We start from the raw sequence: 17916 nt of genomic DNA, 5'->3' as shown, positions 1-17916 counted from the left end.
GCTTATAAGTGAAAATTCTAGATCGCTACATATTAACCTCTTATCTTAAAACCTTCCTCAGCGTGTTTATTATACTCATGCTGATTTTTATTTTACAGACTATCTGGCTTTATATTAAGGAACTGGCAGGGAAAGATTTAGACATTATAGTTATTGTAAAATTTCTGGTCTATTTCATGCCAAAACTAATTCCCTTAGTTTTACCACTAACCATACTTTTGGCTTCCATTATGGTGTTTGGGAGTTTTGCCGAGAATTACGAGTTCGCTGCCATGAAATCTACAGGAATCTCGCTTCAACGTGCTATGTCTGGTTTAAGTATTTTTATTGTAGGCTTGGGCATCTTAACATTTTTGTTTTCTAACAATGTTATTCCTTGGGCCGAATTAAAGTCCTATAATCTAAGGCGTAACATAGCCAAATTAAAACCGGCTATGTTATTGGCAGAAGGACAATTTAATGAAGTAGGCACCTACAACATTAAATTTATAGACAAATACGGCGATAGAGATCAGTTTTTAAAGGATGTTACCATTCATGTTAAGGGTAACGACGGAAGAACAAATGCGACTGTAATTAAATCTAAAACTGGAGAATTAGCGAGTGAAAAGGATTCAAACGTACTAAAACTAATTTTACTAGATGGTTATTATTACAGTGATCTTTCACCTAAAAAAACAAAAGAAAAAGAGAAGAAACCATTTGTGAAAAGCTCTTTTGAGAAAAAAGTAATCAATATTGACTTATCGAAACTCAATGAAGTAAATTTTGATGACGAGTCTCAGACCGACAAATACAATATGCTTAATATAGTGGGATTAAATACAACCATTGATTCCTTAGTTAAGCGCAGTGAAGTTGACCATAGGGCTTTTTCTAAAAATTTACATCAACGGTCTGGTTTTACAAGGTTTAATAGAAATTCCATTCGTCCCGTTAAAAATAAAAAAATAAGCAAGCCAGATAGCGTTCAATATTCTGGCAACCTGTTAGATATTTATAAAACAAAAGATAAAATTGAGCTTGTCGATTTTGCGACAAAATCATTGAAAAGTTCCAAACAGATTATTACATCTAAAGACTCCACAGTAAAAAGCGCGAAAGCATGGCTAAATAGGCACATCATTTCGTTTCATGAAAAATTTGCCTTAGGCTTTGCCTGTATTATTCTGTTTTTTGTTGGAGCACCTCTTGGAGCCTTAATTAGAAAAGGAGGTATTGGTCTACCTATGGTTATAGCCATCCTGTTGTTTTTAACGTATCATTTTATTGGTATTTTTGCCACCAATAGTGCAAAAAGTGACGGATTTAATCCAATATTAGCCAGCTGGTTTTCTACCTTAGTTATGTTGCCCCTTGGGTTCTTTTTAACCAAGCGCGCCACAGCCGATAGAGGCCTATTTGAAGGTCAAGGGATTTTAGAACCTCTTAAGAAAGTATTTGGCATTAAGCAAGCAAGTACCGATCCTGACGAATCTAAATATGATGTTTCCTCTAAAGAGTACGAAACCTTAAATGCTTACGACAACAATAAACTTATTAACATAATTAAAAATTACAGGGAGTATGACTATTCCATAACTTACAAAAACACCGCACTTTCTGTTTTAAATAATAGAGGTATTACGAATCAACAGTTAAAATTTGCAGGGCATTTTACCAATCAAAAATTTGAAGAAGCTTTTAGATTAAGAAATAGATTTACGGAAGATTCACAACTAGCATTTATACTTTATATCATTTTTGCAGTGTTAAGTTTAACTGGTAGGATTTTAGAAAACAATGGCTACGAATGCATTGGAAATCCGTTGTTTATATTTGGAGTTTTGGTTGGAGTCTTGTATTTCTTCGCTTTAATTAGATCTTTTATAAGTAGCTCTATTTTTAATAAGCATGTTGGTAAGGAGTCGTTAACTGGATCTATAGTTTTTATTCTTATTGGCTTACCTGCATACTTTTTAGTGTACTTATATGAGAAGAAAAAAGTTGACAAAAGTTTACATCTTACCGATTAAGCCACTCTATAAATTTAGAAAAATACGCTCTCATTGGTCTCTCAATTTATCTAAACTATTAAATCTCTACCTTAAACAAACAAAGACTAAAGCCCTAATAGTTTAGAATCTTTAAAATAAGCAATATCTTTGCATTATGACAGTAAACACCATGACACCAAAAAACGGTACACCTTTGAAATTAAATACCATTCATGAGGCTATTGATGACATTAGAAACGGAAAAGTAATTATTGTTGTAGACGATGAAAACCGTGAAAATGAAGGTGATTTCTTGGCCGCAGCCGATAAGGTTACCCCAGAAATGATAAACTTTATGGCTACCCATGGTAGAGGGCTTATTTGCGCGCCACTTACCGAAAACAGATGCAAAGAATTGGAACTAAATATGATGGTTCGTAATAATACGGATCCCATGGAAACTGCTTTTACAGTATCTGTAGATTTGCGTGGAAATGGAGTAACAACAGGTATATCTGCTAGTGACAGAGCCAAAACAATTAAGGCTCTCATTGACCATGACACCAAACCTTTTGAATTGGCACGTCCAGGTCATATTTTTCCTCTGGTAGCAAAAGAAGGTGGGGTTTTAAGAAGAACAGGACATACTGAAGCCGCCATTGATTTTGCTCGATTAGCAGGTTTAAATCCAGCTGGAGTCATTGTGGAAATTATGAATGAAGATGGCAGTATGGCTAGGCTCCCTGAATTATTTGAGGTGGCCCATAAACTGGATTTAAAAATTGTTTCTATTGAAGACTTGGTTGCTTACAGAATGCAACATGACTCCTTAATTGAAAAAAAGGAAGATTTTCAAATAACAACAAGATTTGGAAGTTTTAGGTTAAGAGCCTACAAGCAAACCACTAACAATCAAATACATATTGCTCTTACTAAAGGACAATGGAAAGATCATGAGGAGGTACTAACCCGCATTAATTCTACCTTGGTTAATAATGATATATTAGGAACACTAACCAATAATGCCGATAAGCAACTAGACGATATGTTTAGAGTCATTAATGATGCTGGAAAAGGTGCTATTATTTTTATAAATCAAGAATCTCAATCTATGAATATTTTAAGTAGACTAGCCTACTTAAAAGAAAATCAATCTAATAAGCAAATAGCTAAAGCTCCTAAGGTTAATATGGATAACAGAGATTTTGGTATTGGCGCACAAATATTGCACGACTTAAACATCCATAAGTTACGTCTCATTTCAAACACCAAACAAACCAAGCGCGTTGGTTTGATTGGTTATGGTTTAGAGATTGTCGATTATGTAAATTATTAATTGTTACTTAATTACTAGTTTTCTGGAAAATTTATTGTTTTCTATATCTACGCGTAAAATATATAATCCCGATTTAAGGCCTTCTACATTCAATTGATTGACTTTATTTGACGACAGTACTTTTTTACCTAGTAAATTATAAAGTTCTATAGTATTAATGGTTCCTGCAGATTTTATATTAAGCACCGTTGAAACAGGATTAGGAAACACCTTAAAACTATCTTCCTCAAAAGTACTTATACTTAATCCTATCATACTATAAGTAGCTTCCTCTTTATATTCAGGAAGCCACTTATCCGTTCCAGAATCCCAATTTTCATAAGTAAAAACACTTCTATTTCCATTGTCATACTCGCTCGAGGCTCTATCGCTGTTTTCCCAGCTGCTACCATTCCACGTTTGCGTTAATTGCTCAGTTTGAAGTGTCCCCATATATGAGTATAAAGATCTTTCTGATGTATCCCATCCACTGCCATTCCATGTTTCCCCAAAATCTTCTTCTGGTAAATCATTCATATTGTAACTTCTTTGGATACGTTCGTCTAGTTCCCACATTTCGCTGCTTTCATTCCACTCGCTAAACACCCCTTGAGAAGCGAGTCCAGAAGAGTAGGATAACTCCAATTTATCTTCGTTAACCCATTTACTCATACCGATATCCCATCTTTGGTCAATCTGAACAGTTAAGTTAGAACCATCATACTCATATTTAATTCTAGAACTATTCTGGTAACTCATGGTTAAAAAGTTATAAGTCTCTCTGGTTTCTTCCTTTAAATTACTTGATCCATTATAATAAACATAGGTTACTTTTGAGCCATTTAACCACTCCATTGAAGAACTATCCCAAAACTGCTGAATCGCTAATGTTATGTTATTGTTAGCATCATAAGTCTTTGTAATCTGATAAATCGTTTCCATACTTGGCACTTGATATGCCAGTATTTTCGTTTCCTTATCTCCTCCGTTATCATAAGTATATTGCTCGGTAACATCGTGTTTCCATTCTGAAGGGTTCGAACTTGTATCCCAAGAATAAATTTTTTTCGTCTCTATCTTGTAATTCTGTGCAAAACTAAAGAGCGAGAAGAAAATAAATACTGAAAAAAAATAGAATTGTTTCATGATTAATAGCTTTAAATTAAAATATGTTGAAATAAGCCGTTACTACCTATACAATATCCTTTAAAAACTAGAAAAAAAACGAAGCAATTTAAAACCTTATATATTTAGCAACTACCTTTTTGCTACTAATTAATTGCTTATACGTAAAACGACAGAAGTTCTTAACGTTTTACTTTGCAGAGAGAATAATCTAAAATATTTGATTAAAGATACAAAATTAAATTATGATTTAAAAGAATTAAACAAACACAAAAAGACTTTAACTAACTGTAATAGATGTGTTTAAAACACCATCTCATGTAAATGACATAAGAAAAAGCCAAAAAAGTACAAGTAAAAAAAATACCCTAACAGACCAGGTTATGCGGTCTCCTAGGGCATATTTCGAATCTACGTTCTTATATTTTAAAGACAAGCTTTTATAGCCATAACCATTTTAGCTGCTCTATCTTTAACTTCCTCTTCTGTCCAAGATAGTTTTATTAAGCAAGAAATATTTCTCGCTATTAATGCATCAGACTGCGGGAATTCAGCCGTTTTAAGATAGGCCAAGCCTTCTTTTACTTCTTTAGATATTGGAAATAAAGATTTTAACTCTTTTAAATGATCCCATCTCCTAATATAATGCCAGTTATTATTATAATAATGAAAACATCCATCAACACCATTTTCTTTAAACGCTGCAGACACTTTATTTGTTATTTCTAAGCTCGGCAAAAAGAAACTTAAAAACCCATAGTTTTCAACACCTCCTTCTGGTACTGTTCTAAAAGCAACTTCTGGAATTTCTGAAAGCGCCTCCTTTATAATACCAAAGTTCTTTTCTTGAATTGCCAAAAACTCAGGTAAACGTCTGGCTTGCGCTAAGCCCACAGCTGCATGTAATTCTGAAATCCTAAAGTTGTATCCTAAAAACGGATGTGTTTCGGCCCCTCTATCGTTACCAACATGATCATGACCATGGTCGGTGTAATGATCTGCATTTAAATAATAATCCTCATTATTGGTTATTACCGCACCGCCTTCTGCACTAGTTATAGTTTTTACAAAGTCAAATGAAAAACACCCTAAGTCGCCAATACTACCAAGAGGAACCCCATTAAAAGTGGCTCCAATAGCTTGGCAAGCATCTTCAATAAGCAAAACATCATTCTTTTTTGCTATAGCTTGTAACTCTCCCATTCTGGCCATACTGCCACACATCTGTACCACCATTATAGCTTTAGTTTTTGGGGTTATAGCAGCTTCTACAGCCTTAGGGTCTAATCCAAGGGTGTCGTCAATATCTACCAAAACAGGAATGGCACCCAAAAGCATAATGGATTCAAAACTAGCCACAAAGGTAAATGTTGGCATAATCACCTCGTCTCCGGCTCCCACACCAGCCGCTGCCAGTGCTACGGTTACGGCAGCTGTACCACTAGAAACTAATTGTACATGTTTAGATTGTAATTTTTGTCCAATCTCGGCTTCCAATTCTTTAGCTTTCCAATGGCCATTGCGCATACCATCAAAACCATAGCGCATAAAGACACCATTATCTAAAACATCGTTTACTTCTTTTCTCTCTAAATCTCCAATTAATTCAAATCCTGGCATAATTTTAATATTTTATTATATGTTGATCGTATTCTTGCGTTAGGGATTGAGGCATTTGTTGAAGCTCCTCGCAGAGAGCGACTGCCGAAAGCCTGACCTATATACTGAACTAAATTCAGGATATAGGTAACGCCCAATTTATTCATTATAATTCAATTACTGCTTGCGCAATTGGTTTTCTTACTTTTTTGAAATCTGCAAATATATCGTCATCTGCTCGATAGCCAATAGGTAATAGCAACACCGATTTTAAGCCTTTTTCTTCTAAATTTAAAATACTATCGTACTTTGCTGGTATAAAGCCTTCCATAGGGCAGGAATCTATCCCTTCAATGGCGCACACGGTCATTAAATTACCTAATGCTATATATGCCTGATTGGTCGACCATTGTTGACGTTCGCTAACAGACATACTCGCCATCATTTTAATTAAATCGTCTTTATAAGGATCTAGTATTTCATTTGAAGTTCGTCTTATATCCTGAATGTTGTCATAATAAGCTTCAACATCTTTTTTTTCAATATCCTTTTGAATGCATATAACCAATAAATGCGAGGCTTCTAAAACCTGTTTTTGAAAGTAAGAATGCTCTACTAGACTTGCTCGTAAAAGCTTGTCTTCAACCACTAAAAGCTTAATTGTTTGCAAACCAAATGAGGTTGCCGTTAAATTAAAAGCTTGTTTTAAAAGACTTAATTTATCTTCTGAAAGCTTTTTGGAGGCATTAAATTTTTTAGTTGCATAACGCCATTGTAGCTTCTTTATGGTTTCCATCTTAAGATTATTTGAATGCAAAAATACGGGATGTGGATGTGATTTTAAACACAAAGGAATAAAAATATAGTTTGAAGCAAAATCAATGAAAATTATTTTTAAAAAAATGACGAATTATTTGAAAGAATTGAAAAAGGGTTCTATATTTGCACCCGCCTACGGGAAAAGAATTTCCCTCCGGCGGGCAAGCCCGCTAAAAGGCAAACGCAATAGACACTGGAGAAATGGCAGAGTGGTCGAATGCGGCAGTCTTGAAAACTGTTGAGGGTCACACCTCCGGGGGTTCGAATCCCTCTTTCTCCGCAAAATAAACCCGAAACTTTCGTTTCGGGTTTTGTATTTTCAGAATACGTTGAAAGTTTGCTTTCATAAGCGTATGAAAATGCAAAACCAAACAAGCGCTATGCTTGACATATAAAAAACGTAGGCTTTGTTCTAGCTTTTTTTTGTTCATATAACTTTAACATGAGCAAATACTTTAACAAGACTGAGACTTTCTTTCTCCACTTAAAAAGTACTGAAAAAGGTTCATGTATGTTCTGAATATTTTTTTTACCCTCGCCTATCTATAATAAGTTGATTCATTTATATTTGTCTTTAATACAAAGAGCCTAATTATAGATTAGGTAATTAAATCTAAATTCAATTAAACTTGTTTTATGTCTAAAAAAAATACGCCTTTTGCAAAACTTTTATTAGTAGCTGTTCTTGCCATATGTTTTTCAAACTGCTCAACCGTGAAAGTTGTGAACTCATGGTCCTCTGATAATATAGAAACAATAGCTTCCAAAAATATATTGGTAATAGTAAAGGCAAAAAAAGACCAACTCAGACAAACGTATGAGGCCAAAATTGCAAAAAAGCTTAGAGGTGCTAATTTTAATGCTATTGAGAGCTACTCAAAATTTCCTGAATTAAATCCTAACGATTCTATTTCCGAAGCCGATATAGACAGAATAAAAGCACTTTTCAAAAAAGAAGGCTTCAATGCGGTAGTTTATAGCGCTGTTATTGGAGTTGAGACGCTTTCTAAAACATCGGTTTCTGGAGGATATGAGGCAGGAACTACTTTAGGAGCTCATCCGTACATAAACACTGTAGGATTTTATGGTTTTTACACCTCTCCTATTCCTACACCGGCTTTTAAAGGCGTATATGAGGAACCTACCTATGACATACAAACTGCAAAAATATATGTATTAGAAACCAGAACATACAATCTAGACTTACCTGAAAAAGAGCAGCTTGTTGCAGTGGTAACATCAAAAATTGAAAATGTTGAAACCTCGCATAATTTAGCCAACAATTATGCTAAAGCTGTTTTAGAAAGTTTAAAATAATTATAATACCAACATTTATTGAATTCTTCTTCATAGGAATCGTTCTGAAATTATAATGAACTGTCCCTGTGATTAAACCCTATTATAATGAAAATAGTAGTTCTTGACGGTTACACCCTTAATCCAGGAGATTTAAGCTGGGAAGGCATCAAAAAGTTTGGCGAATTAAAGGTATTTGACAGAACCCCTTTTAATACGTCAGATATTCTGACTAATATAGGCGAAGCCGATATAGTGTTAACCAACAAAACGCCTATTAATAAAGCGGTTATAGAACAATCAAACAACCTAAAGTACATTGGTGTGCTCGCTACTGGGTATAATGTTGTAGATGTTGAAACGGCTCGAAAACACAATATTGTAGCTACCAACGTACCAGCGTACAGTACCATATCTGTAGCACAATTTACCATGGCACTCCTGTTAGAAATGTGTCATCATATTGGGGGGCACAATCTAGCTGTTAAACAAGGAGATTGGGTTAACAGTAAAGATTTTAGTTTCTGGAAATACCCACTTATTGAATTACAAAACAAAACCATTGGACTTATAGGCTTTGGTAATATAGGACAATCAACAGCGAAAATGGCGCAGGCTTTTGGGCTAAAGGTACTTGTTTACAGCAGAACCATTAAACCAGAATTTGAAAGTGAAACCTGCAAATTTGTTTCTTTCAAGGAACTTTTAAAACATTCAGATATTATTAGTTTGCATTGTCCTCTTACTGAAAAGACTTCAGGAATCATTAACAAAACTAATATCGCCAAAATGAAAGATGGCGTTATGCTAATTAACACCTCTAGAGGTCCATTAATAGTGGAAGACGATTTAAAGGAGGCTTTAAACGCAAACAAGATAGCGTACGCAGCCTTAGATGTTATCTCTGAGGAGCCCATGAGAAAGCATAACCCTCTATTAGAGGCAAAAAATTGCATTATAACACCACATATTGCTTGGGCTCCAAAAGAAGCTCGTCAAAGACTTATGGATACGGCCTTAAACAATATTAAAGCGTTCCTACAAGGTGCTCCCATCAATAGGGTTTATTAGACGCAAAAGCTTATTTTAGAATGCGCTATTATATTTTGGATAACAAGTTACTGGAATAACTAAAAGTTAATAGAAAAGCTTATATATTAAGCTTTTTTAATGGGCTTCCATTTTAAACAAATAACTCCTTATTAAAATAAAAAAAGCCTCAATTCAAATGAATTGAGGCTTTCAAGAACTATTCGTCGGGGTGGCAGGATTCGAACCTGCGACCTCCGCGTCCCAAACGCGGCGCGATAACCGGGCTACGCTACACCCCGATTCTGGTTATCTAAAAATTGCGGAGAGACCGGGACTCGAACCCGGGCAGCACTTGCGCGCTGACAGATTAGCAATCTGCTCCATTACCACTCTGGCACCTCTCCTAAAATTCTATAAGAACTTCTGCAATAAAATTGCGGTTGCAAATGTAGCCTAAACTCAATAAGAACGCAACTATTTTATTTACTTTTTTTAATTTTTATTCGGGGTATTCAATCCTTAAATGATAAATGTTTGCTAGCTTGTGTTTTAGCACTTTTTTTATCGATTGAATTTCTTTAAAAGTAATATTAGCATTTAAAAATTGATCCTCTTCAATTTGTTTGTTAATGATATTTTCTACAAAGGATTCAATTTTTGACGAGGTTGGTTCTTTTAAACTTTTGGATGCGGCCTCTATACTATCGCACATCATTAAAATAGCCGTTTCTTTGCTGAACGGTTTTGGACCAGGATAACTAAAATCTAACTTATCTACCTCATTATCAGGATACGCATTTTTTTCCTGCATATAAAAGTAATATACCATGCTAGTACCATGATGCGTTCTTATAAAGTCAATAACGCGATCTGGTAAATTATTTTTCCTGGCTATTTCAATACCATTAATAACATGATCTACAATAATTTTAGCACTCTCTTTTGATGAGAGCTCGTCATGAGGGTTAATACCTGTAGATTGATTTTCAGTATAGTAAGTTGGATTTTTCATTTTACCTATATCATGATACAAAGCACCCACTCTAACTAACATGGCGTTCGCTCCTATTTCGTTAGCAGAGGCTTCGGCTAAATTCGCCACGTTTAAAGAATGATGAAACGTGCCTGGAGCCTTATTAGCCAATTCCTTTAACAATTTGGTATTGGTGTCTGATAATTCTAATAGGGATACATCGGAAACTAGTCCAAAAAGTTTTTCATAGGCATATATTAAAGGCTGAACAAACAAAGTAGCAACCCCCCCAAGTATAAACCATATAAAAGTTTCCCACTTAAGTGCCTCTACACTTCCTTCATGGATAACAAAAAAAGCAAAATAAGCAATAATGTATATAAGTGTTATTTGCCCTACAGAAATAAACAAATTAGCTCGTTTGTATAATTCAGACACGGTAAGTATAGTTACTATTCCTGCTATAATTTGCAAAAATACGTACTCATAACTATTAGGTACAATAAAACCTAAAAGAAGCACTGTAAGAACATGAGCAAACAGCCCTAACCTAGCATCAAAAAACGCTTTAAAAACTAGAGGTAATACACAAATGGGGACCACATAAATGTACTTAGAATTATAATTTACTACCAAAGTAGTTATAAATATTAATAGGGAAATATTGAAGAAAATAAATGTTACTTTAGTATTATTCTCAAATACGTTTGTTCTATATTTCCTTAAAAAAAGTAAAAGCATGAGCAATGCTAATGACACAAGTAACGTATAAGCAAAGAGAATCCAATTGTAGTTAGACTCATTCCATACTTGAGATTCGTATTCTGACTGAAGTGATTTTAGTATTTGAAACTTATCGCCCTCAACCACCTCTCCTTTAGAGACAATAAGGGTTTCTTTGGCCACACTTCCTCTGGTGTACGCGACTTTAGTTAACTCATCCTTTAATAAATTATCTGAAAAAGCCTTATTAAACTCTAGGTTAGGCTCAACCAAATCGAAAAATAATGCAATAAAATCTTCTTTATAATCCAGTAAACTACTTCCAACAAACTCGTTTTCAATTATTGGAGCCAATTCATCTTGCGCAATTAAATTACTAAAAAAACCTTCTTTGAACTTTTCTCGCCCATCAATAACGACAATACTCCTTTCTTTGCTATAATTCAATTTTTCATTTAGCACTCCATATGCATAAAGGGTTGAAATAATATTTTCACCTGCTTGCTGTAACTTCTGAAACTTCGATTTTGGAATAGAATCTAAAAACTGACTCTTTAACTGAACAATAAAATCCTCCTTTACTTTAGAATGAATACTCTTATCTATATTAAAATACAACACAGAATTTGAAGTGATTGCCCTTTTTTCTGAAGCAATCTCTAAATCGGTCTTTTTAATGGCAAAATCGAAAGGCGCATACAAGTTTTCAGATTGCCAAGGTTTGCCTTTTTCAAAACTATACTTAAACTTACCACTTTTAGGAAATAAATAAACAATTAAAATGGTAGTACAAATAAAAAGCAGAGCCTTGTAAATTAAGGAATGATTTCTGTATAATTTATTAATAAGGTCTTTCATGTAGATACCAAAAATAATAAAATTATAAGCTTCTAGCGTTATTTTATACTGAAGGAATCATACATTTATAAACTAAAAAATCGTTATTTTCGCAAGTACTAAACTAAATTGTTTAATAGATGAATAAGGAAGTTGTTATCGTCTCTGCAGCCAGAACGCCAATAGGCAGTTTTTTAGGTGCTTTATCCACTATTCCTGCGCCTAAACTTGGTGCCATAGCTATTCAAGGTGCCCTGAACAAGATAAACCTTAGACCAGATCTTGTCGAAGAGGTTCTAATGGGTAACGTTGTGCAAGCGGGAACTGGTCAAGCCCCCGCAAGACAAGCAGCTATTTATGCAGGTATTCCTGATACCGTACCATGCACAACGGTTAATAAAGTATGCGCATCTGGCATGAAGGCCGTTATGCAAGCTGCTCAATCCATTGCTTTAGGAGATGCCGATGTAATAGTAGCAGGAGGCATGGAGAATATGAGTTTAATTCCTCATTATACAAATATAAGAACAGCAACTAAATTTGGATCTTCAACTTTAATTGATGGCATGCAACGAGATGGACTTGTTGATGCATATAATAGCAATGCCATGGGAATTTGTGCTGACGCCTGTGCTGGAAAATACAAGTTTACAAGAGAAGACCAAGACGCCTTTGCTATTCGATCGTATAAGCGATCCAAAAGCGCTTGGGATAATCATAAATTTAATGATGAAGTCGTCCCAGTTGAAGTTCCTCAGCGCAAAGGAGACCCTATATCGATAACTCAAGATGAAGAGTTTCTAAATGTAAAAATGGATAAAATACCACTGTTGCGTCCAGCTTTTTCAAAAAATGGCACCGTTACGGCAGCCAATGCATCTACAATTAACGATGGTGCTGCTGCCTTAATACTTATGAGTAAAGAAAAAGCAATTGCGCTTGGTATAAAACCCATGGCAACCATAAAAAGTTATGCAGATGCAGCCCAAGAACCAGAATGGTTTACCACAGCACCTGCCAAAGCTTTACCAAAAGCTTTAAAAAAGGCTAATATAAACCTATCTGATGTAGATTTTTTTGAACTAAACGAGGCTTTTTCTGTTGTTGGACTTGCTAATATGAAAATTTTAGGCCTTAATGAAGACAAGGTTAACGTTCATGGGGGCGCTGTATCTTTAGGGCATCCTTTGGGTTGCTCTGGCGCTCGAATTATAACCACATTATTAAATGTTCTTGAACAAAACGATGCCAAAATTGGCGCTGCAGCTATTTGTAATGGTGGCGGAGGTGCATCGGCAATTATTGTAGAACGTAATTAAGAGGTTTTAATGCAATACGGAATTTGTAATTTAAGCATTGTCCCTCTGAGAAATGAACCAGCAGACACGAGCGAGCTAGTATCGCAAGTGCTATATGGTGAAATTTTTAAAGTAATAGAGCATCGCAAAAACTGGAGTAGAATTAGATTAGCCTTTGATAATTATGAAGGGTGGCTAGACAATAAACAGTTCGTTTTTATTTCAGAAACCAATTATAAAGCGTTAAACAAAGAAACACCAAGACTTTCCTCAGACCTGGTTGAATTTATTGAAGATGAGAACAACCAACTATCCCCTATTTCTATAGGTTCATCACTTAATGGAATAAAACTTCTAAACCATAAGTATGACGGTAATGAAACCAATATAGCGAGTGTTAAATCCAACTTAGTACATACTGCATTTACCTACCTAAATTCTCCTTACTTGTGGGGAGGAAAAACGCCTTTTGGAATTGACTGCTCTGGCTTTACTCAAATGGTCTATAAATTAAATGGTTATAAGCTACTTCGCGATGCATCGCAACAGGCCACGCAAGGCGAACCATTAAGTTTTATTGAAGAAAGTGAACCAGGCGATTTGGCATTTTTTGACAATAGCGAAGGCCAAATTGTGCACGTAGGCATAATTATGAAAGATAATTATATTATTCATGCACATGGTAAGGTAAGAATTGATAGATTAGATCATTCTGGGATTTATAATGTGGACAAAAAAACACATACTCACAAATTGCGTGTTATTAAAAAGATAGTTTAAAAATAAATTTTTAATCTGTAAATGTAATACCAAATAAGAGCTACACTTTTAATTAAAGAGTCTATTGAAACTTATAAAAACCTAGGACCTCATTTAGCCCCTAACTTGAAAACTCCAAACTTTGTTCTAACAAAAAAACCTGCGAAGTTAACTTCACAGGTTTAATCTAGTTTATTTAATAATCTGTCAACCTATTTTAGGACGACTCACTTAGAAAAGTTGAATACTTTTATTGAGCACTTTCAATGTCCTCAACCTTAGCTTTCATCTCTTTAAATTTATCAGTTTCTCCAAGAATACTATAAATATTCATTAAGGTTTTGGCAGCGTTAATATTTTTAGGAGCCATTTCAAGGGCCTTAGTTAGATACGGCACAGCATCAGAATATAATTTTTCACGTTGCTCACGCAACTCATCATAACGCTTGTTATCTGCAGAAGAATTTCCTAAACCATTCATCTCTTCAATTAATGGTTGCTCTCCAGACAAAATTAAAGCCGATATATTAATATAGGCGTTAACATATTTTGGATCTAACTCAATGGCTTTTTCGTAGTAGGCTTTTGCCTCTTCTGGGTGGTTTGCCTCAGCTGCTATAACACCAAGATTGTATCTTAGTTCGGCATTATTTGGATCAATCTCTACCGCTTCTTCCAGAAGCTTTCCAAACTCCTCCATATTACCCATTTTAAAATGAACATTTGCTTCAGACAATATTAGGTTCACATCATTTGGACTCGCAGCTCTAGCATCTTTCATAGCTTCAATAGCCTTTTCATTATCGCCATTGTTTACATAAATAAGCGCTACATTTTTCACAATCTCTCCTCGTTTAGAATCTGTTTTTCTAATTTCAGGATTTTCGTGCGTACCCGATTTAACAGAAAGATCGCGCATACTAACACTTGGAAATGTGTCCACCTCTCCAGTTTCTTTATTTGTAGCAACAATTTCCTCTACTATTCCGGTATAACCTAAATCTTTTAGTTTCTGATATAAAACTAATGCACGATCGTAATCTGGTACACTTACAGCCGTAGCAGCCGCATAATACAGATAAACAGTATCTTTTGTATTTAAATCATAGGTTTTTTCGAAATACTTTGAAGCTTCTCCATAGTTCTTCTGTTCGTATTGCTTATTCCCTTTTTGCAAGAAATCGTTAGTCATCTGAGTTTTTAACTCCGATTTTTCATTTTGATATGTATCCTCTAACTTTTCAAGATCTTTTAGAGCTACATCAATATCCGCATCCTTTCCTTGGCCGTCCGCAAACAAAGCTAAACTGTGCAAATAGTAGTACTTCTCTTTTAGTTTAGGATCGAGTGATTCAAGCATTGGCTCAACCGCATTTAACGCGGTAACAGCATCTGCAAACCCCTTGCTCTTAATAGCTTTTTCAGCAGCCTTTAACTCTTTTTTTTGCGCAAAAGAGAAACCTCCTAATGCAATTGCCAAAGCTACAATAATTTGTTTTTTCATTTTTTGTAATATTTAATTTAACTTTCAGTGTTATTGTTAATGTCGTTGTTATCAAGAGCTGTGCCATCTTTAGACTCACTACTGTTTTCAGCCGCTTCTATGTCTTCAACCTCATCTTCATCATGCATCACTTTAGCTACAGCCGCAATAGAATCGTTCCCTTTTAAATTAATCAATTTAACCCCTTGAGTCGCTCTTCCCATCACTCTTAAGTTTTCGACTACCATCCTAATGGCAATTCCGGATTTATTGATAATCATTAAATCGTCATTATCTGTTACAGTCTTAATGGCAACTAGATTCCCCGTTTTCTCAGTTATGGAAATCGTCTTTACACCTTTACCTCCTCTGTTAGTTACTCTATAAACGGGCTCTCCATCTTCTGGATCATCAATATAGGTGCGCTTACCATATCCATTCTCCGAAACCACCAATACAGATTCTTCCTGCGGATTTTCAACCGTAACCATACCAATTACCTCATCTTTATCATGAGCTAATGTAATGCCTCTTACTCCAGAAGCCCCTCTTCCCATAGGACGTGTTTTAGCCTCTTCAAAACGAATAGCTTTTCCTGATTTAAGCGCTAACATAACCTGACTGTTTCCAGTGGTTAACTTAGCCTCTAAAAGCTCGTCATTATCTTTAATTGTAATGGCATTAATCCCGTTAGTTCTTGGTCTTGAATATTGCTCCAGCGATGTCTTTTTAACCTGTCCATTCTTGGTAGCCATGATTACATAATGACTATTAATATAAGCCTCATCTTTTAAGTCCTGAGTACAAATAAAGGCCATCACCTTATCATCTTGCTCAATATTTATAAGGTTTTGTATCGCTCTACCTTTTGATGTTTTGCTTCCTTCTGGTATTTCATAAACACGCATCCAGAAACACTTCCCTTTTTGGGTAAAGAACAGCATATATTGATGGTTAGTCCCAACAAAGAGGTGTTCCAGAAAATCTTCATTCCTAGTAGTCGATGCCTTCTGTCCAACACCTCCTCTATTTTGTGTTTTATACTCAGTTAAGGAAGTTCTCTTAATATAACCCGCATGAGAAATAGTTATTACTACTTTTTCATCAGGAATCATATCTTCTATACTTAAATCCCCTCCAGCGTATTCAATCGTAGATCGCCGTTCGTCACCATATTTATCTTTGATGATTACTAACTCCTCCTTAATAATATCCATTCTTCTTTCTTTCTTATCAAGAATGTCTTTAAGGTCTTCTATTGTTTTCATCAACTCCTCATATTCAGCTCTTAACTTATCCTGCTCTAGACCAGTAAGTTGACGCAACCTCATTTCAACAATCGCTTTAGCTTGAATCTCTGTTAATTTAAAACGTTCAATTAACTTTGATCTGGCCTCATCAGCATTTGCTGAAGCTCGAATTAACGCAATGACTTCATCAATATTATCCGATGCAATTATCAGACCTTCAAGTATATGCGCGCGCTCTTCAGCCTTTCGCAACTCATATTTTGTTCTTCTTACAACAACCTCGTGCCTGTGCTCAACAAAATAATGAATTAAATCTTTAAGATTTAATAGCTGTGGCCTGCCATTTACAAGCGCGATGTTATTAACACTAAATGAGGATTGTAGAGCTGTATACTTAAATAATTTATTTAAAACAATGTTTGGTATTGCATCGCGTTTTAAAACATAAACAATTCGCATACCGTTTCTATCTGACTCATCACGAATTGTTGAGATACCTTCCAACTTCTTATCATTAACTAAATCGGCAGTTTTTTTAATCATATCTGCCTTATTAATTTGATAAGGTATTTCATCTACCACAATACATTCTCTGCCATTTATTTCTTCAATATTTGCTTTTCCTCGTATTACAATGCGCCCTCTTCCTGTCTGAAATGCTTCTTTTACACCATCGTAGCCATAAATTGTTCCGCCCGTAGGGAAATCCGGCGCCTTTACAAGCTTTATAAGGTCATCAACTTCAATATCATTATTATCAATATAGGCGATTGTTCCATCTACAACTTCTGCAAGGTTATGAGGCGGCATATTAGTAGCCATACCAACAGCAATACCCGAAGCTCCATTAACCAACAATCCTGGAATACGGGTTGGCAAAACAGTAGGTTCTTGAAGGGTGTCGTCGAAATTTAATTTATGATCAACTGTTTCCTTTTCAATATCCGCTAACATATCCTCAGAAATCTTCCGCATTCTTGCCTCAGTATAACGCATTGCTGCAGGACTATCTCCATCAATAGACCCAAAGTTTCCTTGACCATCAACTAACATATAACGCAAACTCCACTCTTGTGCCATGCGCACCATAGCATCATAAACAGATGTATCCCCATGTGGGTGGTATTTACCTAAAACCTCTCCAACTATTCTTGCGGATTTTTTATGTGCCGAATTAGCTCTAACACCAAGTTCATGCATACCATAAAGCACACGTCTATGAACTGGTTTTAGACCATCTCTTACGTCAGGTAAAGCACGTGACACAATGACCGACATAGAGTAATCTATGTAAGCCGATTTCATCTCATCCTCAATGTTAATAGGAATCAATTTTTCTCCTTCTGCCATATATAATTTAATTTAATTTTTCAGTGTTTTTCAAAACATGCTAATATAAGTATTTCAGCAGTCATAGTAAGACTATCACGC

General features: G+C 35.2%; 12 protein-coding genes and 3 tRNA genes. 7 read left to right on the top strand and 8 right to left on the bottom strand.

From position 1 onward, the window contains the following. The first annotated feature begins 8 nt into the window (after positions 1–8). Both E5D58_RS05730 and ribB read left to right on the top strand, forming a co-directional pair. Positions 9–2015 carry an LptF/LptG family permease gene (locus E5D58_RS05730; protein WP_136480880.1) on the top strand — a complete coding sequence of 669 codons (2007 nt, stop codon included), beginning with the start codon at positions 9–11 and terminating at the stop codon, positions 2013–2015. A 136-nt stretch (positions 2016–2151) separates the two neighbouring features. Then, on the top strand, positions 2152–3312 hold the full coding sequence (gene ribB, locus E5D58_RS05725) for a 3,4-dihydroxy-2-butanone-4-phosphate synthase (protein ID WP_394345704.1): 1161 nt from the start codon (positions 2152–2154) through the stop codon (positions 3310–3312). 3 nt (positions 3313–3315) lie between these two features. Here the strand turns inward: ribB and E5D58_RS05720 are convergent, their stop codons facing one another. The 3 genes from E5D58_RS05720 to E5D58_RS05710 form a co-directional block, all read right to left on the bottom strand. Further along, a complete protein-coding gene (locus E5D58_RS05720) occupies positions 3316–4437 on the bottom strand; it encodes a T9SS type A sorting domain-containing protein (RefSeq protein ID WP_136480879.1) in 1122 nt (373 codons plus the stop codon). 405 nt (positions 4438–4842) lie between these two features. Continuing rightward, positions 4843–6036, bottom strand: coding sequence for a DegT/DnrJ/EryC1/StrS family aminotransferase (locus E5D58_RS05715; RefSeq protein WP_136480878.1), 1194 nt, complete (start codon positions 6034–6036; stop codon positions 4843–4845). 145 nt (positions 6037–6181) lie between these two features. Beyond that, positions 6182–6811 carry an NAD(P)H-dependent oxidoreductase gene (locus E5D58_RS05710; RefSeq protein ID WP_136480877.1) on the bottom strand — a complete coding sequence of 210 codons (630 nt, stop codon included), beginning with the start codon at positions 6809–6811 and terminating at the stop codon, positions 6182–6184. A 218-nt stretch (positions 6812–7029) separates the two neighbouring features. On the opposite strand from E5D58_RS05710, the gene E5D58_RS05705 reads away from it, so the two are divergent. The 3 genes from E5D58_RS05705 to E5D58_RS05695 all read left to right on the top strand — a co-directional run bounded on the left by E5D58_RS05705 (position 7030) and on the right by E5D58_RS05695 (position 9201). Further along, positions 7030–7114, top strand: a tRNA-Ser gene (locus tag E5D58_RS05705). A gap of 356 nt (positions 7115–7470) precedes the next feature. Continuing rightward, a complete protein-coding gene (locus E5D58_RS05700; protein ID WP_136480876.1) occupies positions 7471–8151 on the top strand; it encodes a hypothetical protein in 681 nt (226 codons plus the stop codon). 87 nt (positions 8152–8238) lie between these two features. Next, the gene (locus E5D58_RS05695; RefSeq protein WP_136480875.1) at positions 8239–9201 is read left to right on the top strand and encodes a D-2-hydroxyacid dehydrogenase; all 963 of its coding nucleotides are present in this window, start codon (positions 8239–8241) and stop codon (positions 9199–9201) included. Positions 9202–9386: 185 nt separating this feature from the next. On the opposite strand, the gene E5D58_RS05690 is transcribed toward E5D58_RS05695, so the two are convergent. From E5D58_RS05690 to E5D58_RS05680, 3 genes are all read right to left on the bottom strand, one after another. After that, positions 9387–9461: transfer RNA gene (locus E5D58_RS05690), tRNA-Pro, on the bottom strand. Between the two features lie 21 nt (positions 9462–9482). Then, positions 9483–9566 (bottom strand) — tRNA-Ser (locus E5D58_RS05685). A gap of 95 nt (positions 9567–9661) precedes the next feature. Then, positions 9662–11716, bottom strand: a complete 2055-nt coding sequence (locus E5D58_RS05680) for an HD family phosphohydrolase (protein WP_136480874.1) — start codon at positions 11714–11716, stop codon at positions 9662–9664. 119 nt (positions 11717–11835) lie between these two features. Here E5D58_RS05680 and E5D58_RS05675 point away from each other — a divergent pair, with 119 nt between their 5' ends. Both E5D58_RS05675 and E5D58_RS05670 read left to right on the top strand, forming a co-directional pair. Then, a complete protein-coding gene (locus E5D58_RS05675; protein WP_136480873.1) occupies positions 11836–13014 on the top strand; it encodes an acetyl-CoA C-acyltransferase in 1179 nt (392 codons plus the stop codon). Positions 13015–13023: 9 nt separating this feature from the next. Beyond that, the gene (locus E5D58_RS05670; protein ID WP_136480872.1) at positions 13024–13773 is read left to right on the top strand and encodes a C40 family peptidase; all 750 of its coding nucleotides are present in this window, start codon (positions 13024–13026) and stop codon (positions 13771–13773) included. A gap of 229 nt (positions 13774–14002) precedes the next feature. Here E5D58_RS05670 and E5D58_RS05665 read toward each other — a convergent pair whose 3' ends face one another. Together E5D58_RS05665 and gyrA are read right to left on the bottom strand one after the other, a co-directional pair. Then, positions 14003–15256: a tetratricopeptide repeat protein gene (locus E5D58_RS05665; protein WP_136480871.1), complete on the bottom strand. Its 1254-nt coding sequence runs from the start codon at positions 15254–15256 to the stop codon at positions 14003–14005. Between the two features lie 17 nt (positions 15257–15273). After that, positions 15274–17835 (bottom strand): DNA gyrase subunit A, encoded by a 2562-nt coding sequence (gene gyrA / locus E5D58_RS05660; protein ID WP_136480870.1) that lies wholly within the window; start codon positions 17833–17835, stop codon positions 15274–15276. Between the last annotated feature and the right edge of the window lie 81 nt (positions 17836–17916).

This window comes from Cognatitamlana onchidii, from assembly GCF_004804355.1.
GTDB lineage: Bacteria > Bacteroidota > Bacteroidia > Flavobacteriales > Flavobacteriaceae > Cognatitamlana > Cognatitamlana onchidii.
Note: the sequence above shows the minus strand (reverse complement) of the source record. Positions and strands in the feature narration are given on the sequence as shown.